Here is a 24,427-nt window from a genome sequence, read left to right as displayed (position 1 = left end):
GAGCAAGTGGAATTCTGCAGGAATCTGTCCAGACCACTGGATAAGGCTAAATACTCTTTAGTGACCGATAGTGAACCAGTACCGTGAGGGAAAGGTGAAAAGCACCCTGATGAAGGGAGTGAAACAGAACCTGAAACCGTTTGTCTACAAGCTGTCGGAGTCTCTTCGTGAGACGACGGCGTGCCTTTTGCATAATGAACCTACGAGTTACGGTAAGTAGCCAGGTTAAGACCTTCAGGGTCGTAGAGCCGCAGCGAAAGCGAGTCCGAAACGGGCGATTAGAGTTACTTGCCGTAGACGCGAAACCGTGTGATCTAGGCTTGGTCAGGATGAAACTCCGGTAAAACGGGGTGGAGGTCCGAACTATTTTGGGTTGAAAACCATTTGGATGAACTGAGCCTAGGGGTGAAAGGCTAATCAAACTCGGTGATAGCTCGTTCTCTCCGAAATGCTTTTAGGAGCAGCGTCGTGAGTAGTTTCCAGGGGGTAGAGCACTGATTGGGCTAGGGCTGCCACAGCGGTACCAACCCCAGATAAACTCCGAATACCTGCGAAATGGTCCACGGCAGTGAGGGCGTGAGTGATAAGATCCATGTCCGAGAGGGGAACAACCCAGACCATCAGCTAAGGTCCCCAAGTACCGGTTAAGTGAGAAAGAATGTTGGATTACTGAGACAACCAGGATGTTCGCTTAGAAGCAGCTATCATTTAAAGAGTGCGTAATAGCTCACTGGTCAAGTGATCCGGCGTCGATAATTATCGGGGCTCAAACCGGTCACCGAAGCTATGGAATCCTCCGTTAAGGAGTGAATTGGTAGGAGAGCATTCCATGGGCACAGAAGGTGCAGGGAAACCTGTGCTGGAGCGCATGGAAAAGCAAATGTAGGTATAAGTAACGATAAGAGGAGTGAGAATCTCCTCCACCGTAAGTCTAAGGGTTCCTGCGCCACGTTCGTCGACGCAGGGTTAGTCGGGTCCTAAGCTGAGGCCGACAGGCGTAAGTGATGGAAAACAGGTTAATAATCCTGTACCACCGGTGGGCGTTAACTTAAGGGGTGACGCAGAAGTGAAGGTCAGAGAGGAAATGGAACTTCTTCCAAACTGGTAGGCGGTCCGGACAGGCAAATCCGTTCGGGCATACGCCGAGAAGTGACGGGAAGATCTGGCTTGCCAGGTCAACTGACTGATAAACAGGCTGCCGAGAAAAACCTCGTAAGTTGTCCAAAGGTGACCGTACCGCAAACCGACACAGGTAGACGGGTAGAATATACCAAGGTGTGCGAGTGAGCCGTAGCTAAGGAACTCGGCAAATTAGCCCCGTAACTTCGGGATAAGGGGCGCCGGTTGTAGGTGTAAGACTTCGCGTCTGAAGCTGAAGCCGGCCGCAGTGAAAGGGGTCAAGCGACTGTTTAACAAAAACACATGTCTCTGCTAAGTCGATTTAAGACGATGTATAGGGACTGACACCTGCCGAAGCCCCAGTAAACGGCGGCCGTAACTATAACGGTCCTAAGGTAGCGAAATTCCTTGTCGGGTAAGTTCCGACCTGCACGAATGGTGTAACGACTTGACCACTGTCTCGGCTACGAGCTCGGTGAACTTGTGGTCCCGGTGAAGACGCCGGGTACCCGCCACGGGACGGAAAGACCCCATGCACCTTTACTGCACCCTAGCATTGGGTTTGGATAAAGCATGTGTAGGATAGGTGGGAGACTTTGAAGTGGTGGCGCCAGCCATCATGGAGTCACCGTTGAAATACCACCCTTGCTTTATACGGATTCTAACGTCGGGCCATGAATCTGGTCTACGGACAGTGTTAGGCGGGTAGTTTGACTGGGGCGGTCGCCTCCCAAAGAGTAACGGAGGCTCCCAAAGGTTCTCTCAGTACGGTTGGTAATCGTACGTTGAGTGCAAAAGCATAAGAGAGCTTAACTGCGAGACAGACACGTCGAGCAGATGCGAAAGCAGGGTTTAGTGATCCGGCGGTAGAGAGTGGAATTGCCGTCGCTCAAAGGATAAAAGGTACGCTGGGGATAACAGGCTGATCTCCGCCAAGAGTTCATATCGACGCGGAGGTTTGGCACCTCGATGTCGGCTCATCACATCCTGGGGCTGGAGAAGGTCCCAAGGGTTTGGCTGTTCGCCAATTAAAGTGGTACGTGAGCTGGGTTCAGAACGTCGTGAGACAGTTCGGTCCCTATCTGTGGTGGGCGTTGGAAGTTTGAGAGGCTCTGTCCTTAGTACGAGAGGACCGGGATGGACGAACCTCTGGTGCGCCGGTTGTCATGCCAATGGCATTGCCGGGTAGCTATGTTCGGATGGGATAAGTGCTGAAAGCATCTAAGCACGAAACCCGCCTCAAGATAAGACTTCCCTCCCGATTTATCGGGACTGAAGACTCCTGGAAGACGACCAGGTCGATAGGCTCTATGTGGAAGGCTGGTAACAGCTGCAGCAGAGGAGTACTAATCAGTCGAGCGGCTTAACTGGTTCTGCCCCTGACCACAATCCCACTCTTGTCCGTTAATCGGGCGGTGGGCTTTCCCCATGCACTTGCTTTATAAAAGGATCCTTCAACCGATCCTGCCCTTTTCTGACAATTAAATGTTTCTTTCCCCGTCTTGTCCCACTTTGTTGCAATCACGCACGTTCAATCATGAATTTCCTCTTCCCATTCCGAACAGAGAAGTTAAGTCCTGCCGCGCCGATGGTACTGGGTCCACACACCCGGGAGAGTAGGTCACTGCCGGCTTTTTTTTTATCACCTTCGCAAAGGGATTGTCTCCCAATTCCTCATTCCCAATATCCCCCTGTTTTCTTTCCTCTTGTCCAATTTCGGATGAATGTCCACTTTGATCGTTTATACGCTTTTATGTCCGTGTGATTGCAAAGGAATCCTTCTGAACAGACAACGCCTTTTACAGTCCTTTTGTCTGACGTATGTTTCCTTGAGAGTTACAGAGTGACCGGGGAATGATTCTGAGGATAGGAGCGAGGTGGGTTTGGATGGGTTGTATCAACGGATGAACCGCATCCGACAGGGACGGACCGGTTGACCCGCCCCTGCCTGCCGGCTTTTATATTATTGAGCCAAGGTGGCCTCCGAGGTTTGCATCACACCCAGATTTCCTTTGATGGTGTCTTCAAAGGCCGACAAGGCAGCTTTAGCGCCCTCGCCCATGGCCACGACAATCTGCTTATAAGGTACCACAGACACATCGCCAGCCGCATAGATGCCAGGAACATTGGTCCGGCAGTGGGCATCAACCAGTATCTCTCCTGCGCGGTTCACTTCAACCAGTGATTTGAAAACACTGCTGTTTGCACTGAGCCCGATCTGAACAAAGACCCCGTCTGCTTCCAGTAGCTCTTCCTCGCCGGTTTCTCGGTGCTTGAAGACCAGTCCGGTTACCTTACCGTTGGTTCCTTCGATCCGGAGCGTCTGTGCAGAAGTGACAATCCGGACATTGGGTTTGGACCGAAGCTTTTCCTGCAGAATCTGGTCGCCTTTTAATTCGGGAAGGAATTCGAGTAACGTGACTTCAGAGGCAATGGATGACAGATCAATTCCACCCTCCAATCCGGAATTGCCACCACCAATCACCACCACTTTCCGGCCCTTATAGAAGGGGCCCTCGCAGTGGGTGCAAAAGGCGACGCCGGCCCCGATGTGTTCCTTTTCACCCGGTACGTTCAGACGACGCCAGCTGGCTCCGGTGGCAATGATGAGAGCCGGGGCCTTGAGGGTTTCGCCCAATGAGGTGGTAAGGTGTTTCACTCCATGGACCACTTCTGCCGATTCAATCAGACGATTTTCCAGAATGGTTATTGGATATTCGCTCAGGTGCTGCCGCAGATTCCCGGCCAGTTGACTGCCGGTGGTCTGCGGAACAGAAATCAGGTTTTCAATGGCCAGGGTTTCATTCACCTGGCCTCCGATGGCGTTTGCTACTATGGCCACCGAGAATCCTTTTCTTGCCGCATAAATGGCTGCCGAGACCCCTGCAGGTCCGCCTCCAGCCACAAGAACATCAAACTGCTGAACCGTTCCGGCCGGTGATGTGCCGGTTACATTCAGATGATCCTCCAGCTTGGAGAGCAGTTCACCCAGTGTGGATCGGCCGACATGAAACAAGGTGCCGTTTACATAAACCGAGGGTACAGCCTGTATTCCAAGTTTCTCTATCTCAGACTGGTGAAGTCCGCCATCCAGAATTTCATGCTGAATGCCGGGATTCAGGAAGGATAGCACATTTAAAGCCTGAACCACATCGGGACAGTTGGTACAGGTGAGCGAAACATAGCTTTTAATCTGAATGGGTCCGGGAAGAGCCCTGATCCGTGCCTGAAGCAAATCATCGGGAAGATTTTTTCCGATGCCATCCAGGTTCAGAACCGCAAGCAACAGGGTCGTGAACTCATGACCGGTCGGAATCATCCTGAAAACAACGGGAGTGGCTTGGCCGTCTTTCATTATGACAAAGGACAACCCAGTTCCCTCTGAGATCTGCACCGTTGTTTTCTCTGAGCAGGAGGCCACTTCAGACAGAAGGGTGATCAGTTCTTCGCGGTTCGGATGAGCCGGGCCGGCCAAGATTCTGAATTGATAGTGACTATTGAGTCTGGCGAACAGTTCGCTGACCTGGGATTTAATGGTCTGATCTAACATGTGAGTGCCCTTTCCATGGGTCCGGAAGGAGCCTCTGCCCCTTCCGGTAACCATTTTCAGATTTTGCCAACCAGATCGATACTGGGTTTAAGCGTGGATTTTCCTTCTTCCCATTTGGCCGGGCAGACTTCACCAGGATGGCTGGCTACAAACTGAAGGGCTTTCAGCCGGCGGAGCAGTTCGGCAGCGTTTCTTCCGATGTTTCCTGCAACCACCTCATAGGAGACGATTTCACCCTGCGGATTGACGATAAAGGTGCCCCGCTCTGCCAGTCCTTCCTCCTCGATATAAACATCAAATCCGCGGGTGATCACCCCTGTTGGATCGGCAAGCATGGGGTATTTAATCTTGCGGATGGTTTCCGACGCATCATGCCAGGCTTTGTGAACGAAGTGCGTGTCGGTGGAAACCGAGTAGATCTCAGTATTCATGGATTTAAACTGGTCGTACAGATTGGCCAGGTCTTCCAGTTCGGTCGGGCAGACAAAGGTGAAGTCGGCCGGGTAAAAGAAAAAGACTGACCATTTGCCCATGACATCCTGTGTGGTAATGGTTTTGAATCCGTTGTTAATAAAAGCCTGTGCTTTGAAGTCAACGATTTTTTTTCCGATTTGTGACATGTGTTTCCTCTATTGATTTGTGTTTGTTTGTGATACAAAGGTCCGGCGGAAATCCTCAATAAGTAAAATAGATAATATCGTATCTGTCGATAATTATTATCTATATTCTTTGCGGAACCAGGGAAGTGGTGATCTGAAAGTCAGAGATCAGAGGAAGAGGGTGTTCAGAGTATGCTCTGACCTTGAGTACGGACAGGTGATTGATGTAGTCTGACTGGCAGCCATTGCAGACAAAGGGAAGAGTCCTGATTAAACGGGATGGGAAGGGTAAAACTCTAAAAACGAAAAAGGCCTTTCCTGATAACAAGAAAGGCCTGATTGGTGGGCGTTCAGGGCCCAGAACCTTCGCTTTTCTATGATATCCTACCTTCCTGCTAAAAGTCATAAGTCCATTGATTTTCAATACTTTAGGCCTATCTCTGATTATTAATGTTTATTTATAGTAATCATGGATAAGCGAAAATGTTGTACCCTATGTTGTACCCTTCCTATCTTTAGCCCACACATCCTTGGGGGTTGTTATGGGTTACGGTGGTCTGAATATCTTTCTCACACTTAAAAGGAAGTCCCTTGGGGCAGGTTCCACCCCGGATGATGGGGATGAACACCTGATCTATATTGACTGTAATTTTGGCCGGACGGACCGGACAAGGGTTTACACAGGCCTGAAGGTTTACCGGAAGGATTGGGACCCAACGAAAAAGGCGGTCAGGAGAACGGATCCGGAATGGGCATTAAAAAACCGGATGATCAGTGAACTGATTGAAAAAGGAAAAAGGACAGCCCATCAGATCATGATAAAGTCCGAGACCCGGGAGGATCGGGTGACCGGTTGGAAAGCTGCAATGGTCAATCAGATCAGACCACTTCCGGTTCAAGTGAAAGAGCCTTTCAGTTTTGAACAGACTTTCAATGAGATTCTTTTGAAGCAGGGAAACCGGATTAATGAAGGAACACTAAAAGTTTACCGGACTGCCTTTAAGTATCTGAGGGAGTTTTGCATTCAGGAAGGAAAGCCAGTGAACCCGGAAAAATTCAATTCTGACTTTATGCAGGGGTTTCTTTCTTTCTTATACTCTGAGGTTGGATTGACGGATAATACAGCCCACAAGGTAATCAGGACCCTTCAGGCTGCAGCCAAGAAAACACAAAAGACCGAGACGTACAAACAGGCAGGAATAACGATCCACCCCGACTTTTTTGAATCCCTTTCAATGGTCAAAACAAGGAAGGCCGGGAAAATATTCCTTACCCTTCCGGAACTGCAGTCAATCATTGCCCTGAAGCCAAGAACAGCCAAAATTGAGAGAATCCGGGATCTTTTTATCTTTCAATGCCTGACCGGTCTTCGTTACTCTGATCTGAAGACCATGACCCGGGAAGCGGTCAAAGATATTAAGATTGAAGGAAAGGAATATCGGTTCATTGAAAAGAGACAAGAAAAGACCCGGGACTTTGTAAAGATTCCCCTGATACCCTTGGCAGAAGAAATCCTGATAAAATACGACTTCCTTTTACCGGTCCCATCCAATCAAAAGTACAATGAGTACCTGAAGGAGTTGGGACAGGAAGCCGGACTGAATGAACCGGTGAAAATTACCCGATACCAAGGAGCCAAGGAAATAACGGTTACCCATCCAAAATGGAACCTGATCGGGACCCACACAGCCCGGCACACAACGGCCACCCTTGGTCATCAGTTAGGACTACCCCCAAAAGTTGTTCAAGCCACCTTGGGTCATTCAGACCTGAAAACGACCATGATTTACAGTCATGATGATTTCCGGTTTAACGTGGTGGCGTTTACAGAGGCATTCAAGAAAATCTGAAAGGAAAGGCAATGGATCTGAATAGTTTTGATTGGGCCAAGGTACGTCTATCCCAAGCCCTGCAAGTCACCCCGATGGATCAGAAATACTTTAAGATTGAAGTGGTGGAAGAACAGAAAAGGTTTAAAATCCACATCCTTCATACCCGGGACGTTCCATCCCTTTACCTAAGTTGGGAAACCCAAGGAAGTGAAATTGACAGAATAATTGATTTTTGTGAACAGACAAAACTTTTCCATGATTGGATCCTTAAAGACCTTTTAATTGAGCTGCATATCTTCCTGCAGAGAGTTAGGAAGGTTGGAGCCTTGGCCGGTACGGATTGGACCGGGATAACCCGGGCCGGGGTATTGCAGGACCATACAGAGCAGAAAACGTGGATTCAAATCCTTGGCCAGATAAGTGACCTTTACTCATCCTACTATTTTGGCAGGGAAAACCCCGGATGGTTCAGTTGGTTCCGGGATGGTTCAAACTTGGCCTATTCCTTTTCCCCTGACCTGATGGAGTTTGACCCGGTTGACTTGGATAAACGGATCCGGGAAAATGAAAAGAGGGCCCTGAAGGAAGTCCCTGAATTATTAGGGAAGTCCGGGGGTAATGTTGTTCAGGAACCCATCCCCACTATCAAATCAAAAAAACACCACAGGACCGAGAGTAAAGCGAAAGCCGTTGATCTGATCATAAAGATTTTGAAGGAATGGAAGCCAAAAACTCCCGGGAAAAAAATTTCATTTTCGGGGGTCTTTATTCCGGAAATCGCAGATCGATATGCAGAGCAGAGGGGTAACAGACAAACCGTTTCTGAACCCACCCTGAGGGGGTACTTCTATGAAACCGCAGGGAATGTACCTGAATTGATTGATTGGAGAATCCAACATAAACACTATTTTGACAGGGAATAACTGTTCTTTTGTTTAGTTGTTTAACTGATACAAGTCAACAATAAACAAAGGGAGACCTTGCAATTGTTTCATTAACAAAGGGACAATTGCAATGCCGAATAACTTTGAAAACATTCTCGGGCAGACAGTCCGGGAGCAATTAACAGCCATCCTTCCGGATTTGACTGAAGCGGTTTCCCAGTCAGTCATGACCCGGATTTCTGAAGCCTTCCCCAAAGAAGAAAAGCCACTATCCACCGAGGAAGTCTGCAGGCTTTTTGATATCCACCCACAAACCGCAAACCGATGGAGACGGATTGGGAGACTTCCCTATCATGAAACCCCCGGTGGCCGGAAGGTCTTTTACCTGTATTCGGAGGTCTTGGAGGCCCTGAAGCAGAACCCATCCAAAAGAAAACCCAAGGCAAGGTAAGGAGGAATGGCTATGGAAAACCGACTGACCTTTGATGAAGTATTGGGACAATTGGAAAAGGTCCGACAAAGCGGAAAGGACCCACAAGGTAATCCAAGATACAGCGCCTGCTGCCCGGCACATGCCGACAGATCCCCATCCCTATGTATTTCGGAGGATGCAAGAACCGGGAGACTTTTACTCTATTGTTTTGCAGGTTGTTCCTTTGATGATATCCTGAACCACCTGACCCACAGAACAGCCCACAGGCCACCAAGAAACATCCCGATCCGGCCAATATACCGGGAAGGGGTGAAGGTAAGCCAGGAGCAGATTGAGGCCGAAATACAGAAATACAGGGAACAGTTGAAAGGGTTGAAGCGCAATGGATAACAGACTACTCCCTGCCCTGAAGCGATATTTTTGGGATCTTGATGTTTTAATGGATTGGGAAATCGGTTTCGATGCAAGTGGTCCTGATTGGGTTGAAATCCATTTTCCTTACCGGTCCATTGATGGAAAAGCAGTTAATATAAAAACCATCCGGTACGGACTGGACCTGAAAAGGAAGAAGGATGGAACCCGTTTTATTGGAAGTGGGATTCCTGTTCCCTTTTACGGGGTCCACCAGATAAACCAAGCCGGGAACAAAGGAAAACCGATTGCCTTGGTTGAAAGTGAAAAGACAGTCCTGACCCTTTACCGTTGGATGCCTAAGTATGTTTGGTTGGCATCCGGTGGGACCAGTGGGGTAACAAAAGAAAAGGCCCGGGACCTTACCGGAAGGGATATCCTGATCTATTTTGATGCAGATGAACCGGGACGGAAGGGTGCAGAAAAAGCTGCTCAATTATTAACCCAATACGGTTGCAGGGTTAAGATAATGGACCCCTTCCCTGACCGGGTTGATGGGTGGGACCTTGCAGATGAATTTTTAAGGGTCCATGATTCTTGGCCTGAAAACAATGAACGATTGATCGGTGATGCCTATGAATGGACCGATTGGACTGTCCTATCATCCGGGGGTGAAAAATGAAAAGTCCCCTGTTTTCATTAAACAGCCATGCCGATGAGTTTTCCAAGGATGAGCCATTGCAACACAACATCAACGGGTCCGGGGTTAATGAAACCGAAACGGATCTACCCCAAGACCAAGAAACAAACATTTTCCCGGTTGAAGTATTCCCCCAAACTGTTCAAGAAATCATTGCTGCAACAAATGAAAGCCTACAATATCCTGCCGACTTCATCGGGTCTTCCCTGCTTTATGCCCTTTCCATTGCAATTGGGAATACCCATAGAGCTGAGGTTAAAAAGGGATGGGTGGAAAGTTCTGTCTTATACCTTGCCATTGTTGCCCGGGCAGGAACGAATAAAAGCCACCCATTAAGCTTTGCCCTTCAGCCAATCGTTGATCAGGACAGGAAATCTTACAGTCTATATGAACAACAACGAAGGGACTATGAAAAAATGGTCAACCTTCCAAAGAAAGAACGGCAAGACCAAGCCATTGACGAAACGGTTAAACCCCATTGGCAGAAGTACCTGATTTCGGATTTCACACCTGAGGCCCTTGCAGAAGTCCACAAGTTCAATAAACGGGGAATCGGGGTTTACGTTGATGAATTGGCCGGTTGGTTCAAAAACTTCAATCGGTACAATAAAGGCAGCGAGATGGAGTTTTGGTTGAGTCAATGGAGTGGAAGGCCAATCAACATTGACCGGAAAACAGGGGAGCCCATTTTTATTCCCTTGCCATTTATTTCGGTGGCCGGGACTATGCAAAACGGGATCCTGAATGAACTTGCCAAAGAAAACCGGACTCAAAACGGGTTTATTGACAGGATCCTGTTTGTTATTCCCGATAATATAAGAAAGGAATATTGGAGCGAGACGGAGTTACCACCCGATATTTCAGAACGGTGGAAAGCAATCATCCATAAACTTTTGAGTTTGTCGGTTCCAATTGATGATACAGGGAACCCCAGTCCCATAGTTCTAATGTTTAAACCCGAAGCAAAACAAGCCTTAATAGAATGGCAGAGGTTTAACACAGACCAAAGCAATAAAGCAGACAACGAGACGTTGAGCGGTATTTTCAGCAAGATGGAAACGTATGTTGCACGGTTCGCTTTGATACTTGAATTACTTCAATATGCCTGCAACGAAAGCGATAAACAGGCTATAGGATTACGGGCAGTTCACGGGGCTATTTTGTTGGTTGAGTACTTCAAAAGGTCTGCCGAAAAAGTAAATTCAATTCTGCAAAATGCCAGCCCATTGGATAAACATCCTGCCGATAAACAGATCGTTTACAATGCCTTACCAGATACATTTACGACCGAGCAAGGCTTACAAATAGTGGTCAGGCTGGGGATGAAAGAAAGAACCTTTAAGCGGTTCCTTAATGACAAAGGGTTGTTCTGCAGGACAAGCAGGGGTGAATACGAAAAGTTAATTTAAGCCGATGGCATTTGGCATTTACGGCACGACCGGCATTAAAGGCATGAACTAAAAGCCACTTGTGCCACAAATGCCACTTGTGCCAAGTGCCATTCGGTAAACCTTGACAATTCTGAAGCTGATAATGAAAGGGGGACGCTGCCTATTTTTTTGGGTCCTTTCCGGTGGATTCAGGGAGCGGATGCACGGAACCCCGGGATTCCCTTAGAGATAGATTTTTCTTATTGAGGGTTAATAAAATATAGAATCATTCCGTTAAGAAATAATTAGAAAACGGGCTGCCCATCCTTTGACTTTTGATTCTTTTAAATGGCCCTGATAGTTTCGCCACCGATCCGAGCAGACAGAAAACCCCGATACTTAATTCAATGAGATTGAGCCGGTTCTGTCACTTCCTGAGAGCAGGAGACAAACAGGAAGAAATACGTTAATTAAAGGAAATAGAGCAGTTTTGGAATGACCCTGCCTACTAATGGGTCATGACTCGGGAGAGGCCATCCGACTTGATTGGGTGGCCTTTTTTATTTGAACAAAAAAGGGGCAGCCCAGTTAAGGACCACCCCCGGCTATGGATGGGACAAAGATAGGTCATTTTCTGCAATGTTGTACCCTATGTTGTACCCTAAAAACGAAAAAGGCCCTTCCTGATATCAGAAAAGGCCTTGTTGGTGGGCGTTCAGGGATTCGAACCCCGGACCCTCTGCTTGTAAGGCAGATGCTCTGGACCAGCTGAGCTAAACGCCCCTAAAGGGAATGCAAAGTTACGCTTTGGTGCGCGGGTTGTCAATAGAAGACAGAATCAACCCAGTTTCCAGACGTAAATGGTACCATCCACGTTACCGCTGACGAGTAAACGGTCACCGGAATCGGTCAGGAGGGAAATGACACGGCTCTGATGTCCTTTCAGCTGGGCAGCCTTCTGATGGGTTTTCCGGTTGATGACAGCAATGTGCTTATCGCCACCGCCTGTAATCAGAAAATGGTTCTTGGCCGATTGAATCAGGCAAAGGGTTCCCTTTTCATGCGGAACGCTGTGACGTTGTTTGGTCATGGCAGGGAATGCCCAATCAATCAGATGTCCGTCTTTGCCCGTGGTAAACAGGCTATCGCCGTCTGGATCGAACACCATGCCGGTGACGGGACCCGAGTGGGCATGAACCTCGGCCACCAGATCGCCGGTGTGAGTATCCCACACCATCACAATTCCTTTTTCATCCCCGCTGACCAGATACCGGTTATCTTCAGATATCAGGGTTTTAAGAATAGATTCCTTATGACCTGCAAAGGACCGGATCAATGTAAGGTCATCGGCCTTCCACAATTTGATCAGCATATCCCATCCGGCCGTCAGAATGTACTGTCCGTCTGAAGAAAGCAGGACATTGTTGACATAATAATCATGAACATCGGTAGTGGAGAGAAGGTCACCGGTGACCAGGTGGTAAAAACGGAGAGACTTTTCGAGTCCGGCCACAATTAACCGGTTACGCCGGGTATCGGCAATCATATCCTTCACGTGTGTCGGATGGTCGATAACCCGTTCGATGTCGCGCGTTTCCAGGTTCCAGAACCGGATCTGCTTTCCCTTCCCCGAGGCAATCAACCGATCAGTGGACGGCTCCCAGATGACCGATTCCACCGCACCGTTAAATCCGTTGGTTTTGCGTATCAATTCACCGGAATCGGTATTCCAGACACACCAGGTGCCATCATCCGATGCCGTCAGAATGGTTTTCCCATCGCGGGTGACGGCTGCAGCATAGACGCCGAAGTCATGACCCTGCAGGGTATTCAGTAAAATGCCTTCATGAAAATCCCAGACTGTGGAAGATTTATCGAGTCCGCCCGCCACCACGATTTCATCGCCCGGACTGATGGTAACCACTTCGACGGAGGACTTATTGGCTTCCACACTGCGGATCATGGCACCGGAGCGGATATCCCACCATTTAATGGTATTATCCCAGCTGCCACTGATCGCAACGGTCCCGTTGCTGTTGACCGTTACTGAATAAATGGAGCCGTTGTGTCCTTCAAAAATCCTGGTACAGTCTCCTGTGTAGGGGTCCCATACCCGGACGGTGGAATCACGTGAGCCGGTAACCAGGACTTTTCCGTTGCCGCTGTAGGCCAGAGAATAGACCGAGTCCTTATGTCCTTCAAGTGTGTGAACCAGGGCACCGGATTTAACTTCGAAAATGAGGGTCTTGCCGGTTTTATTGGCGACGGCTATCTGAGTGCCAAGCAGGTTGAATGCAATGGCATTGATGGGGCCCTGTTTGACCTGTATGGTGCGGATGGGCGTATAATCGGCAAGATTCCAGATAATCACGGTCTGATCATCGCTGCCGGTGGCCACCTGGTTATTAACCGGAGAAACGGCCACAGCGGTCACGAAATCATCATGACAGTCGACCATACGGATCAGTTCACCGGAATGAAGGTCCCTGATTTCCATACCGACGGTGGTTCCGATGATCACCTCGCGACCATTCGGATGCAGGGTGAGGGATTTTAAACTTCCGCTGCCGAGACGGAGTTTCGGTGAATCGCGGAAAATTCTGGAAATGGCTGCCTGATCGATCATAAGTACTCTGAAAGACGTTTCTGATGATTACAAATTGAAAAATTCGCTGAGAAAGGAGGCATTTTGCCGGTCCTTTTCAGGCCCCTGGGGCTCTGATTGGCCAATAACTTTCTAAAATAACAAAGAAACAGCAGATTTTTGAAACACAACGGTCCGGAAGTCTCTGATTTTGTTGAGTTTATACCGTCAGGGATTTATATTTCTGTCTGATATGAATACCACCGGACATCCTTCCGAACGATTAATCAACCTTGCAAGAACCATCCAGTCGAAAGCACGGGCCCCCTTTTCTCTATTCAGAGTGGGAGCGGTGCTGGTCACTTCTTCCGGGGCACTTTACACGGGTTGCAATATTGAAAACAGCAGCTACAGTCTGACGATCTGTGCAGAACGGGTGGCCATATTCAAAGCCATTTCTGAAGGCGAAACCACTTTTACCGACCTGTACCTGTGCGGTGATGCCCCTGCCTGGACCCATCCGTGCGGAGCCTGCCGGCAGGTTCTCATGGACCTGGCTGGTCCTGATCTGGCTATTCACCTGATTCACCGGGACAACTCAGTCCGTACGGTCACCTGCAGCGACCTGTTACCCGATCATTTCAGCGCTTCGGACCTGCCTTCCTGACCCATGGAAACCCACGTTCGCCCCGGTTGGATAGAAGTGATTTGCGGCAGTATGTTTTCGGGAAAAACCGAAGAGCTGATCCGCCGCATCCGCCGGGCGCAGATTGCCCGGCAACGGGTTGAAATTTTTAAACCACGGCTGGATAACCGTTACAGCGAAACCCATATCGTGGCGCACAGCGATCAATCCATTCCCTCGACCCTGATTGAAAGTGCGGCCGAGATGATCCTTCTGAGCGAAAATGCCGATGTGATCGGTATTGATGAGGTCCAGTTTCTGGGAATGGAAGTCGTTCCTGTGGTTGAACACCTTGCGAATGCCGGAAAGCGGGTCATCTGTGCCGGTTTGGATCAGGATTTCAGGGGACTCCCGTTTGAGCCGGTTCCCCAATTGCTGGCCATTGCCGAATACATTACCAAAACCCAGGCCATCTGCATGGTATGCGGGGCTCCGGCTTTGCGGTCCCAGCGGCTGACAGCGGCCACCAGCCGGGTTCAGTTGGGTGCTAAGGACAGCTATGAGCCCCGTTGCAGACATTGTTTTGTTCCCCCTCCAGCAGAAAAGAAAGGATAGCCGGCATGTTTATACTTCAGGGAATTGTGGGTCTCATAATTATCATCGGTCTGGCCTGGCTGTTTTCAAGCAACCGGAAGGCCATTAACTGGAAACTCGTGGGAATTGGAATCAGTCTTCAGGTGGTTTTCGGCATTTTTGTTATCAGAGGACGCGACCTCGGTCAGATCTGGTCACCGCTGGAGTGGCCAAAAATGGCCTTTGATTTTGTAAGCACTGTGTTTGTTCAGTTACTGGCATTTACCGTTGAGGGATCCCGTTTTGTCTTCGGAAATCTGGCCATCAGCCCCGGATTCAACGACTCTCTCGGCTTTTTCTTCGCTTTTCAGGTTCTGCCAACCATTATTTTCTTTGCCAGCATCATGAGCGTGCTGTACCATCTGGGGATCATGCAGAAAGTAGTTCAGGGAGTGGCCTGGCTGATTTCAAAATCGCTCAGGACATCAGGCGCAGAGACCCTCAGTGTATCAGCCAACATTTTTGTCGGGCAAACCGAAGCACCGCTGGTGATCAAACCGTTTATCGGTAAAATGACCCAGTCCGAACTCATGGCAGTCATGATTGGCGGAATGGCTACCATCGCCGGCGGGGTGATGGCCTCCTACGTTCAGATGCTTGGGTTTTCCTTTGCACAGGCAAAAGGAATCCCGATTCAGGAAGCACAGATTCAGTTTGCCGGTCAGTTGCTGGGTGCCAGTATCATGGCCGCACCGGCAGCCTTGCTGATTGCTAAAATTCTGGTACCTGAAACCGGAACGCCTGAAACAACCGGACATGTGAAAGTGCCAGTGGAAAAAACATCTTCCAACGTCATTGAGGCGGCTGCAGCCGGGGCCGCAGACGGACTGAAACTCGCGCTAAATGTGGGGGCCATGCTGCTGGCCTTTATTGCCCTGATTGCGCTGGTGAACTGGCTGCTGGGTCAGCTGGGAGAAGTAACCGGCCTGAATGCCTGGCTGGTCGACACTTACAAACAACCACTGAAACTTGAACTCATGCTGGGATTGGTGCTTCAGTACCTCGCCATGGGAATCGGAGTGCCGGTCGCTGATGCACTTAATTTCGGATCACTGATCGGTACGAAAATCATCCTGAATGAGTTTGTAGCCTACCTGAACCTTGCCGACATGGTAAAAGCCAACATGCTGGATCCGAAGACCATCACCATGGCCACCTTTGCTTTGTGCGGATTTGCGAATATTTCCTCCATTGCCATTCAGATCGGCGGAATCGGACCGCTGGCCCCTCATCGCCAGTCCGATCTGGCCAAACTTGGACTCCGGGCAGTTCTTGGCGGAACCCTGGCCACACTGATGACGGCCTCCATCGCCGGGGTGTTGGGATGAGTACCGACGTTGCCACCCTGACGCAGGCGCTTGCCGGGCAGATCCGTGCCAGATATCAGGGCGTTCCTGATCTCGCTATCATTCTGGGCAGCGGACTGGGTGATTTTGCCACCACGCTGACCGATCCGGTGATTATTCCGGTTTCAGAACTCAGTGGTTATCCCGCCAGCACCGTTGACGGACATGCCGGACAGATCATTTTCGGAAAATCGGGTGGAAAGACGGTTCTGGCTTTCAAAGGCCGGTTACATGTTTACGAGGGATATGAACCGGCATTGACGGTTATTCCCGTTTGGATCGCCAGGCACCTGGGTGTGAAAACCCTGATCGTCACCAATGCGGCAGGTGGAATAAACCCGGGCTTTTCGGTGGGCGATCTGATGCTGATCACCGATCACATTGGTTTTCAGTTCAGAAATCCGCTGATCGGACCGAATCCCGATCAAATGGGACCACGATTTCCTGATATGAGTGAGCCATATGACCGCGGACTCATTGCCAGGGCCGAAGAAATCGCCATCCGGGAAGGAATTCTCTGTCGTAAGGGAGTGTACCTGGCACTTACCGGTCCGAGTTACGAAACCCCGGCCGAAATACGGATGTTACGGGTGCTGGGTGCCGATGCCGTTGGAATGTCAACGGTGATGGAAGTGATTCAGGCGGCCCATCTGGGACTGAGAGTGCTGGGAATTTCCCTGATTTCCAACATGGCATCCGGAATGTCGGACAGCAAACTCTCTCATTCCGAAGTCAACGAGGTGGGGCAGGCTCGTAAGGCTGTTTTCACCCGATGGATTCATTCAATCATCAGTGAGCTATGATAAAATTGCTTTCCTTTCTGCTGACTTTTCTGGCTCTCGGCTGCGGATCACCTTCCCGGGAGGCCGAACCAACCGGTCCCCTCGTGATCCGGTGGGTCTATTCCTATGAAATGGCCGATGGCGCCATGGGCCGGGAGTTTGCAGATACGTCGTGGGCCGTCTTTTTCGAAGGGCCAGCTGACTCACTCAAACTGAGTCAGGCTGCGGCGGCGGTTCCATGGACACGAATCCATCTGAACGGATCGCATGAGCGGGGTCAATTACCTGTGGTGGGTTTTCCGGCCGATGATCCATCCCTGGTTCAGGTGACCGTTTATCCCGGTCCGGTTTCATTGTCCTCTTTCATCACAAGGGATTCAATCCGGTACCGTTTACTGCTCGATCTGGATTCGCTCAAACAGGTGCATCCGGCCACCAATCTGATTGTGATTCACAATCCGCAAACGCCCTCGCTTGCAGGCCAAACCGATCAGCGCCTGATTCCGATCAGTTCGGGAGTCCCGGAAACCGTGATTCAGGATGAAGAAAACCGGCGTCTTGTCAGAACCATGAAACGCATGGATTCTCTGTTGATACGGAACCGGATTGATGAATTTACTCAGTTCATCCATGGCGGATATTCCGACAATGGGGTTGGAAAATCAGACAAGATGAATTTCTACAAGTTCATTGCCCTGCGGCTCGAAGGCATGCATTTCGACTATGGCAATTTCCTTTTCGAGACCCTTCCGGACGGACGAAAATTTCTTTACTATCAGTACAATCTCTGGAAACAGGATACCCTGGTCGATTCGGGTACAGAGATGAGATATTTCAAACAGGTGAATGGTGTCTGGAAAGAGACCGGAAACCTGAGCCGGTTTTATAAAAATGTGCTTGATGCCAAAAACATGGGTGGTGAACGCGAGTTTTACGTGTACCTGCCGCCCGACTATTTCACCAATGTGAAACGGCGTTATCCGGTGATTTATGTCTTCAACGACTTTCTGGACCGCACTCAGGATTGGGTGGCTTACCGGATCGATCAGAAGTTTGATAAGGCCATTGAAAAGGGCCACATGAAGCCTGCCATTGTTATTTTCATGGATGGAGGGCCTTCCCTGTATATGAAGTCGGCCCATTCTGATGCGTATAATTTTGAAGACTTCTTCATGAACGGGGTTGGTGCCAATTTTGATCTTACCCTCCGCACCATCCCGGACAGAGACTACCGTTTTCTGACCGGATTTGGTCAGGGAGGGTTGGCAGCCATGTATTATGGTATTAAATACCCAACGTTGTTTTCTTCGGTTGCATCGGTGAATGGCCGGCTGACCCAATCTCTGATGGCCAGTCATGTCGATGCCGGGAATCCCGATTACTGGACCGATAAGTATCCGGCATACTATCTGAATATCATGCCGGACCACATCAAACCCATGTTGAATTTTATTTTACTGCAACAAAAAAATGGTGATCAGATGACAGATTTTCTGACGGTAACCTCGTTGATGGATACGAAAGGTGTCCGCTTTCAGGCGACCGTATTTGAAGATGCCTGGCAGGAGAATTTTCCCCTGATCATTGAAAAAGCCTTCGGCGGCCATATGGCTTCCCGCGGAAAATAACCCACCGGTACGCTTTCCCTGATGGATTGACAGGGGACTGCGTATATTTGTCTGAACAATCGCAATCATAACCGGCTGCACAGGCAGAACCCTGTCGGCCGTTCGGAGGATGTATGCCACGGTTCCTGCTAACCGTTCTGACCCTTTTCCTCTCCGCAGCTCTGTACGGACAGTCGGCACTGCTTTACCGCTATGGCCTGGATGAAGGGTTGCCGTCGAGTTATGTGAAATATCTCCTGCAATTACCATCCGGTGAAATGCTGATCGCCACCGACAACGGGCTGGCCGAATTTAATGGATACAATTTCACCAATTACCACCTGAAGGACGGTCTTCCTTCCATTTATGTGAAGTATTTGCTTCTGGACAGCAAAGAACAACTGTGGGTAGGGACCAATACCGGACTTGCGACGGCTGATCCTGCCAACCTGAGGGCCGGTTTTACCAAATTCCCGCTGGATAAAGAAACCCCCGATATGCGGATTCTGAATCTGATCGAGGATTCAAAGGGCAGAATCTGGGCGGCCTCGGATGGTGTCATTTATGTGATCAGCGGCGAAATGGTAACCAAGCTGACGTTCCCTTCAGGAACCTACTTTGCCAGTGATTTTGTACGTTCCTTCGATTTTGCAGAAGATTCCCGGGGTGGCATGTGGGTGACCAGTCTGGGATCGGGTATCTGGTATGTGAGTGCCGATCTGAAAAATCCGGTTCCTGTTCCGATCCCCGGAATGGATCCGCTGACCCGGATCATCTATCCGGTCGGGGACAATAAGTATCTGGTTGGCACCAGCGAAAATACCAGAAATCCGGGCAGCACCGGGTTATTCGAAGTGACCATCAATCCTGAGCAGCCACAGCAATCCACCGCGCGGATGGTGAATCAGCAGCTGAGAATGGTTAACCGGCTGACACCCATGGGCGACGGCAGTTACCATGTGGCCACCGATGGGTATGGTTATCTGGTCTGGGATAGCAAAACAAACACAACCAGAAAACCCTTCGATATCAAATCCCCTTATCTGAAGGATGTGAAGGTGGACCGGCAGCGTAACACCTGGATCCTGTGTGATGACGGCGTTTACCTCAATCCGTTCACCATTTTCAGAAACGTGACTGAAGAGAACGGGTTGCCTAACCGCTATGTATCTAAAATTGTGGTGGATAGCCGCAACCGTGCTTTTATTTCGAATTATGAGGGCGTTTTTGTTCTTGAAGATGGCTCCAAGCGTGTCAGACGGCTGGCGGGAGGTGTCTCGGGATTGTTTACAAAATCCATGATTCTCGATGAACCCGAAAACACCCTGTATGTATTCGGTGAGTATCAGGTTTTTCTGGTGAATCTGACCACGCTGGCCACCGAAAAGCAGATCCGGTTGCCAAATACCGGCGGCATCGAACATGCGTTCATGGATTCAAAGAAAAGAATCTGGCTTCCGGCCCTGACGCAACTGGTGATGTTCAATACAGTATCGGGTGCGATTCAGCTGTACGATCAGAAAAACGGGGTTGAATCGAATCTGTATTCGGCCATTGAAGACAAGGATGGAAACATTTACATCGGCGGTTCCAACCGGATGATGTATCAGGCCGACCCGGCCGCACAGAAGCTGAAACCACTCGATTGGTCGTCCTATGCAACCGCTCCCGATTCACTGGCCTTGTTTGATTACCTTTCCAGGGACGACCAGAACCGCATCTGGATTGGCGCCTCGAGTGGATTGTACATCTGGACCCCCGGAAAAACGCTGGAACAGGTGGTTACCGATCAGTTAACACCCATGGATAACGTGCGGTTTTCGGTTCACGATGGAACCCGGACCTGGGTTGGAACCAACCGTTACCTGTTCCTGCTTACATTGAATGCCACCGGAGAGGTGGTGGGCAAGCGGGTGTTCAGAAAACGAAACGGACTGGAATCGACCAGTTTCTCCATCCGGTCGGCCACACGCGATAACAAGGGCCGTTTATGGATGGGAACCAACGTTGGAGTCAGTTATACCACCGGAGAGGCGGTCAGCGAGTTCAGACCAACGGTCCGGATGGCTTCCTGGAGAACGAATCTGGCTTCTTTTTTCTCGACCAACTTTCAGTCGCTGGATCCCTCCACCTCGACCATTCAGTTCGATTATTATGCCATCGACTACCCCGCCGATGATATTTACTATCAGACCCGCATTGTCGGTCTGAATGATCAGTGGTCCGATCCTGGAACGTCACGTTCCTATTCCTTCAGTGTGAACAAGGCCGGGTCTTATGAGTTGCAGGTCCGGGCTTCGAAGGAAATCGGGGCCTGGGGCGAGCCCATGGTTCTCTCCTTCAATGTGGAGCCTCACTGGTATGTGACCTGGTGGATGATCGTCATTTACATTCTGGGTACGGCCACCCTGGTGCTGTCCTTTATCAGAATCCGCAGCCGGGCTCTTCAGCAGCGGAATGCAGAACTGGAAGCCTCGATTAAAGAGCGGACCGCTGACATTATTAAAAAAGATGCCGAGCTGACCCAGTTACTTCATGAAATGGATGCCAAAGGGAAGCAGATTTATGAAGAGTCGCTTCAGGTTAACGAAAACATCAGCTCCATGACGGCCGGTACCGTTCAGCAATCGAGCTCCATTGCCGAAACCACAGCCACCATGGAGGAATTGGCCCAGAGCAATAAGTTTATCGAAGAGTCGGCCATGAAGGTGAGTAACCTGGCCATCAAGACCCAGCAGGTGCTCGACAAGGTGAATTTCCAGACACGGCAGACCATCACCCAGATGGATAAGGTACAATCGGCCACGACCGAACAGATGCATTTGATCAAGGGGCTGGCCGAGCGGATGGAAAACATCAGGAAGGTAAGTCAGTTCATTGAATCGGTGAATGATCAGACCCAGCTGATTGCCTTCAACGCAGCCATCGAAGCCACCATGGCCGGTGACATGGGCCGGCGTTTCGGGGTTATTGCAGATGAAATCCGCAACCTGTCGCATGAAATCAACCAGTCCACGCGGGAGATCAAGCAGAACATCAATGAAATGATGGAAGACATGGAAACGGTGGTGAAGAGCAGCAAGGATACCCACAAGTTTGTGATGGATACGGTGGGAATCAGCAAGGAGATGTCAGGATCGGTGGGTGAACTCACACAATCCCAGCAGGAAGTCACCACAGCTGCAACCGGTATTTCCAAATCGACCGCCCAGCAAACCATTGCCAACAGCCAGATGGTCACCAGTCTGCGTGAAATCGCCGAGACCAGTAACCACATGGTGGATTCCATTCACTCCATTTCAAAAGCCAGCGGAAGTCTCGAAAACATAGCCCGGTTCTTTATGGAAGTGAAGCGGAGCGATTAAATTGATGCCGGGATCTGTCTGTGAATCAGAAGGCAGGTCCCGGTTTTTTCCTTCCAGAGCCATTCAGTCAGTCCTGCCTTTCAGAGAACCGACAGCACCTGATCATATCCCAATCCCTTCCGGATGATATCCGGTTCATCACCCGTCAGATCAAGAATGGTTGATTCAGATCCCAGATCCTCCTGTTCGTCGTCGATCATGTAATCGACCAGCGGTCCGTACTTTTCAAACAATGCATAGAATCCGGGCCAGGCCAGTTCCTCATTATCCAGTTTGGCCGAAATGGAAACCAGCGGATTCCCCAGTTCCTGAAGCAGTTCCAGCGAAATCGGATTGGAGGGAATCCGTATCCCGATGGTTTTCCGTTTGGGATTCTGCAGCAGTTTAGGCACTTCCTTTGTGGCCGGTAGGATAAATGTATACGGTCCCGGCACAAGCTGCCGCATGATTTTGTAGGCCATGTCAGAAAGCCGGGCGAACTGGGCCAGTCCATGGAAGGAGGGGACGAGAATGGTCAGCGGGTAATCATCGGGAATGTGGCGGATGAACCTGAGTTTATCAATGGAGGCTTTGTGAAAACAGTCGCAGCCAAGGGCGTAGTTGGTGTCAGTCGGATATAAAATCACCCCTCCAAGCCGGAGCCGGCCTGCCAATTCCTCCAGCTTGTTTCGCTGGGGATTTTTTGGATGAAGGGTGTAAATGACAGCCATGTTGTTGCCCGATCAGCTTAGGGGCGGTTGAAAGTACGGTCTGATATCCCGATCGGGCAACCAGAACCCCCGATTCCTGAAAAAGACTATTCGAATTTTAATTCTTTCTGATGGAAAAACCCGGGTGAGTACCTGCAGGATGAGGAAATCAGGTTCCGGTTTTGCCCGGTGAATCGGGGCCCGGTCGCTGGTCAGAGGTGGGCGGAACCACTGCTGATTGTTCGGAAAGATCGATCATCCGTTCATCGTGAGTATAGGCTTTGGTATGTTGAAAATACTGTTTTTCCAGGGTTTCGAGTCGGTGAAGGTGTCCTTTGATTTTATCAACACCCTGCTGAGCCTTTTCGGTGAGCCTCTCCCGATCAGCAGGCGTAACCGAATTGGGTAACTGAAACACGTCGAGAATGCCTCGAAGCACCTGCAGGGGCTGCCTGATTTCGTGCAGAATGCCGATGGTGACCTGCCTTGCAATCATGAACCGTTCCCGTTCCAGTTTCTGTTTCTCGAGCTCCTTTATCTCCAACTCCTGCTTTAGCAGATTGATCCGGTCGGCCAGTGCGAGCGACAGCAGCAGAATTTCCATGGCGGATCCGATTTGCAGACTGTAAACCGTGAGAAAATTCGAGGGAACAATTCCAAAATTCTTCAGTGAAAACAGCACCATTCCGACCAGAAAGAAAAACCAGGCAAAGAAAAAGAACCGGGCCGGCCGGTATTTGTGAATCAGGCCGATGATGGCAGCGGCCATGATGGTGGGGGCCATGAGCAGGGTGATGAAAGCGGCAATCCGGATGATGACGGCGTAGGGAAGGATGAACGCACCAATGATGATGAGAACCCCCAGAAATTCGAGCACCTGCATGAAACGGTGAAGTCGCGGACTCAGTTGCCGGGTGATCAGCAGACGGTTTGCAAAGCCGACCGAAAAGAGATACACCAGCCCGATGAAGAGTGGCATGGCAATGGCGTTCCATTCGGGGAAAGCCGGCCAGAGGTACTCATAGGCCAGCCCGTTGAAATTCATCTGAAGAATGAGATAGCTGGCCATATAAGCCACATAGTAAATGTAGTTGCTGTCCCTGATCGAGAAGAAAATAAGCAGGTTGTACAGCATGAGAGCCACGAAAATGCCGTAGTACAAACCAAAGGCCAGCTGGGATTCATGTACCGTGTCACGGAAAGCCGTTTCATTCATGATGGTCAGCGGGAAACTAAGACTTCCCTGTGATTCAATCCGGAGGTACAGCGTGTCTGCACGTCCATGGGGGATATCGAGCTGGAAAACAAAATTCCGGTGAACCGTTTCGCGGGTGTAAAATGGCAGACGGTCACCATTCCGGATGGTGGCCCATTGGCCGTTCCGGTTCTGATGGTACAGGTACACATAATCGAGACTGGGATAGCCGACTTCCAGATACCAGATCTGGGGCCTTCGCGAGTCGTTCCGGATAATCACCCTCACCCAAAAGACACTGGTTGTATACCCCATGTTCGGAGAATCTTCATCATTCGGGATAAACCGGTCCTGCAGATCCTTCTGAAGAATGTCGGTGAAGGTGAAGTGTCCTTCCTTGTCTTCAAGAATGGAGACGGATTGCCCAATGAGCAGCTGAGAGTGCTGATCATTCAGGCTGACCACCGGGGCAGCCGAATAACCCGTGAATACAAAACCGGTAAATCCGAGACAGATCAGGATCCACTGCATACTGTTAAAGGTAACGGGTAACCAGATTATTGAAAAGCCCCGATCGGCTTCATGTGATGGATATCCGCCTCACATGGGTTCCCAACCCGGAAAAATCATCTGTCGGGAAGAGGTTTATCTGACTTTCAGAACGTTTGAAATGGACCGTTTTCAGCTGCGGGGATTAGAATTGAATTAGAAGCAGACAGGGAGGTCCTTAATGGTGACACCCTTCGGTGCGGGCGGGCATCGG

16 protein-coding genes, 1 tRNA gene and 1 rRNA gene (1 of these 18 only partly in view) are annotated in these 24,427 nt (G+C 49.9%); 12 read left to right on the top strand and 6 right to left on the bottom strand.

Going from position 1 to position 24,427, the window contains the following annotated elements; all coding sequences use genetic code 11:
• Positions 1–2,494 (top strand): 23S ribosomal RNA (locus HUU10_14380); it begins 418 nt to the left of the window's first position.
• Positions 2,495–3,082: 588 nt separating this feature from the next.
• Here HUU10_14380 and ahpF read toward each other — a convergent pair.
• Positions 3,083–4,669, bottom strand: coding sequence for an alkyl hydroperoxide reductase subunit F (gene ahpF, locus HUU10_14375; GenBank protein NUQ82792.1), 1,587 nt, complete (start codon positions 4,667–4,669; stop codon positions 3,083–3,085).
• Between the two features lie 56 nt (positions 4,670–4,725).
• Entirely contained in the window at positions 4,726–5,289 is a 564-nt protein-coding gene (gene ahpC, locus HUU10_14370; GenBank protein NUQ82791.1) for a peroxiredoxin, read from the bottom strand.
• Positions 5,290–5,810: 521 nt separating this feature from the next.
• Here ahpC and HUU10_14365 point away from each other — a divergent pair.
• From HUU10_14365 to HUU10_14345, 5 genes are all read left to right on the top strand, one after another.
• The gene (locus HUU10_14365) at positions 5,811–7,118 is read left to right on the top strand and encodes a site-specific integrase (GenBank protein NUQ82790.1); all 1,308 of its coding nucleotides are present in this window, start codon (positions 5,811–5,813) and stop codon (positions 7,116–7,118) included.
• 11 nt (positions 7,119–7,129) lie between these two features.
• Positions 7,130–8,023, top strand: coding sequence for a hypothetical protein (locus HUU10_14360; GenBank protein NUQ82789.1), 894 nt, complete (start codon positions 7,130–7,132; stop codon positions 8,021–8,023).
• A 187-nt stretch (positions 8,024–8,210) separates the two neighbouring features.
• Positions 8,211–8,435, top strand: coding sequence for a helix-turn-helix domain-containing protein (locus HUU10_14355; protein ID NUQ82788.1), 225 nt, complete (start codon positions 8,211–8,213; stop codon positions 8,433–8,435).
• A 364-nt stretch (positions 8,436–8,799) separates the two neighbouring features.
• Positions 8,800–9,450, top strand: coding sequence for a toprim domain-containing protein (locus tag HUU10_14350; GenBank protein ID NUQ82787.1), 651 nt, complete (start codon positions 8,800–8,802; stop codon positions 9,448–9,450).
• Positions 9,447–10,877, top strand: coding sequence for a DUF3987 domain-containing protein (locus HUU10_14345; protein NUQ82786.1), 1,431 nt, complete (start codon positions 9,447–9,449; stop codon positions 10,875–10,877). The genes HUU10_14350 and HUU10_14345 overlap by 4 nt, the downstream gene beginning before the upstream one ends.
• 666 nt (positions 10,878–11,543) lie before the next feature.
• Here HUU10_14345 and HUU10_14340 read toward each other — a convergent pair.
• Together HUU10_14340 and HUU10_14335 are read right to left on the bottom strand one after the other, a co-directional pair.
• Positions 11,544–11,621 (bottom strand) — tRNA-Val (locus tag HUU10_14340).
• A 55-nt stretch (positions 11,622–11,676) separates the two neighbouring features.
• Positions 11,677–13,464, bottom strand: coding sequence for a WD40 repeat domain-containing protein (locus HUU10_14335; protein ID NUQ82785.1), 1,788 nt, complete (start codon positions 13,462–13,464; stop codon positions 11,677–11,679).
• Positions 13,465–13,675: 211 nt separating this feature from the next.
• Here HUU10_14335 and cdd point away from each other — a divergent pair, with 211 nt between their 5' ends.
• The 6 genes from cdd (at position 13,676) to HUU10_14305 (ending at position 21,780) form a co-directional block, all read left to right on the top strand.
• Positions 13,676–14,089 (top strand): cytidine deaminase, encoded by a 414-nt coding sequence (gene cdd, locus HUU10_14330; GenBank protein NUQ82784.1) that lies wholly within the window; start codon positions 13,676–13,678, stop codon positions 14,087–14,089.
• Between the two features lie 3 nt (positions 14,090–14,092).
• Positions 14,093–14,662: a thymidine kinase gene (locus tag HUU10_14325; GenBank protein NUQ82783.1), complete on the top strand. Its 570-nt coding sequence runs from the start codon at positions 14,093–14,095 to the stop codon at positions 14,660–14,662.
• A gap of 5 nt (positions 14,663–14,667) precedes the next feature.
• Positions 14,668–16,008, top strand: a complete 1,341-nt coding sequence (locus tag HUU10_14320) for a NupC/NupG family nucleoside CNT transporter (protein NUQ82782.1) — start codon at positions 14,668–14,670, stop codon at positions 16,006–16,008.
• The gene (locus HUU10_14315; protein NUQ82781.1) at positions 16,005–16,829 is read left to right on the top strand and encodes a purine-nucleoside phosphorylase; all 825 of its coding nucleotides are present in this window, start codon (positions 16,005–16,007) and stop codon (positions 16,827–16,829) included. The genes HUU10_14320 and HUU10_14315 overlap by 4 nt, the downstream gene beginning before the upstream one ends.
• Positions 16,826–18,436 carry a hypothetical protein gene (locus tag HUU10_14310; protein ID NUQ82780.1) on the top strand — a complete coding sequence of 537 codons (1,611 nt, stop codon included), beginning with the start codon at positions 16,826–16,828 and terminating at the stop codon, positions 18,434–18,436. The genes HUU10_14315 and HUU10_14310 overlap by 4 nt, the downstream gene beginning before the upstream one ends.
• Positions 18,437–18,549: 113 nt before the next feature.
• The gene (locus HUU10_14305; protein NUQ82779.1) at positions 18,550–21,780 is read left to right on the top strand and encodes a hypothetical protein; all 3,231 of its coding nucleotides are present in this window, start codon (positions 18,550–18,552) and stop codon (positions 21,778–21,780) included.
• A gap of 80 nt (positions 21,781–21,860) precedes the next feature.
• On the opposite strand, the gene HUU10_14300 is transcribed toward HUU10_14305, so the two are convergent.
• Positions 21,861–22,490 (bottom strand): threonylcarbamoyl-AMP synthase, encoded by a 630-nt coding sequence (locus HUU10_14300; GenBank protein ID NUQ82778.1) that lies wholly within the window; start codon positions 22,488–22,490, stop codon positions 21,861–21,863.
• A 148-nt stretch (positions 22,491–22,638) separates the two neighbouring features.
• Entirely contained in the window at positions 22,639–24,195 is a 1,557-nt protein-coding gene (locus tag HUU10_14295; protein NUQ82777.1) for a hypothetical protein, read from the bottom strand.
• Positions 24,196–24,427 lie beyond the last annotated feature (232 nt).

Source organism: Bacteroidota bacterium (genome assembly GCA_013360915.1).
GTDB lineage: Bacteria > Bacteroidota > JABWAT01 > JABWAT01 > JABWAT01 > JABWAT01.
Note: the sequence above shows the minus strand (reverse complement) of the source record. Positions and strands in the feature narration are given on the sequence as shown.

What these genes read in the sequence shown, in the direction of transcription:
- ahpF (NUQ82792.1), bottom strand. Translation starts at nt 4,669, where the DNA reads ATGTTAGATCAGACCATTAAATCCCAGGTCAGCGAACTGTTCGCCAGA.
- ahpC (NUQ82791.1), bottom strand. Translation starts at nt 5,289, where the DNA reads ATGTCACAAATCGGAAAAAAAATCGTTGACTTCAAAGCACAGGCTTTT.
- HUU10_14365 (NUQ82790.1), top strand. Translation starts at nt 5,811, where the DNA reads ATGGGTTACGGTGGTCTGAATATCTTTCTCACACTTAAAAGGAAGTCC.
- HUU10_14360 (NUQ82789.1), top strand. Translation starts at nt 7,130, where the DNA reads ATGGATCTGAATAGTTTTGATTGGGCCAAGGTACGTCTATCCCAAGCC.
- HUU10_14355 (NUQ82788.1), top strand. Translation starts at nt 8,211, where the DNA reads ATGACCCGGATTTCTGAAGCCTTCCCCAAAGAAGAAAAGCCACTATCC.
- HUU10_14350 (NUQ82787.1), top strand. Translation starts at nt 8,800, where the DNA reads ATGGATAACAGACTACTCCCTGCCCTGAAGCGATATTTTTGGGATCTT.
- HUU10_14345 (NUQ82786.1), top strand. Translation starts at nt 9,447, where the DNA reads ATGAAAAGTCCCCTGTTTTCATTAAACAGCCATGCCGATGAGTTTTCC.
- HUU10_14335 (NUQ82785.1), bottom strand. Translation starts at nt 13,464, where the DNA reads ATGATCGATCAGGCAGCCATTTCCAGAATTTTCCGCGATTCACCGAAA.
- cdd (NUQ82784.1), top strand. Translation starts at nt 13,676, where the DNA reads ATGAATACCACCGGACATCCTTCCGAACGATTAATCAACCTTGCAAGA.
- HUU10_14325 (NUQ82783.1), top strand. Translation starts at nt 14,093, where the DNA reads ATGGAAACCCACGTTCGCCCCGGTTGGATAGAAGTGATTTGCGGCAGT.
- HUU10_14320 (NUQ82782.1), top strand. Translation starts at nt 14,668, where the DNA reads ATGTTTATACTTCAGGGAATTGTGGGTCTCATAATTATCATCGGTCTG.
- HUU10_14315 (NUQ82781.1), top strand. Translation starts at nt 16,005, where the DNA reads ATGAGTACCGACGTTGCCACCCTGACGCAGGCGCTTGCCGGGCAGATC.
- HUU10_14310 (NUQ82780.1), top strand. Translation starts at nt 16,826, where the DNA reads ATGATAAAATTGCTTTCCTTTCTGCTGACTTTTCTGGCTCTCGGCTGC.
- HUU10_14305 (NUQ82779.1), top strand. Translation starts at nt 18,550, where the DNA reads ATGCCACGGTTCCTGCTAACCGTTCTGACCCTTTTCCTCTCCGCAGCT.
- HUU10_14300 (NUQ82778.1), bottom strand. Translation starts at nt 22,490, where the DNA reads ATGGCTGTCATTTACACCCTTCATCCAAAAAATCCCCAGCGAAACAAG.
- HUU10_14295 (NUQ82777.1), bottom strand. Translation starts at nt 24,195, where the DNA reads ATGCAGTGGATCCTGATCTGTCTCGGATTTACCGGTTTTGTATTCACG.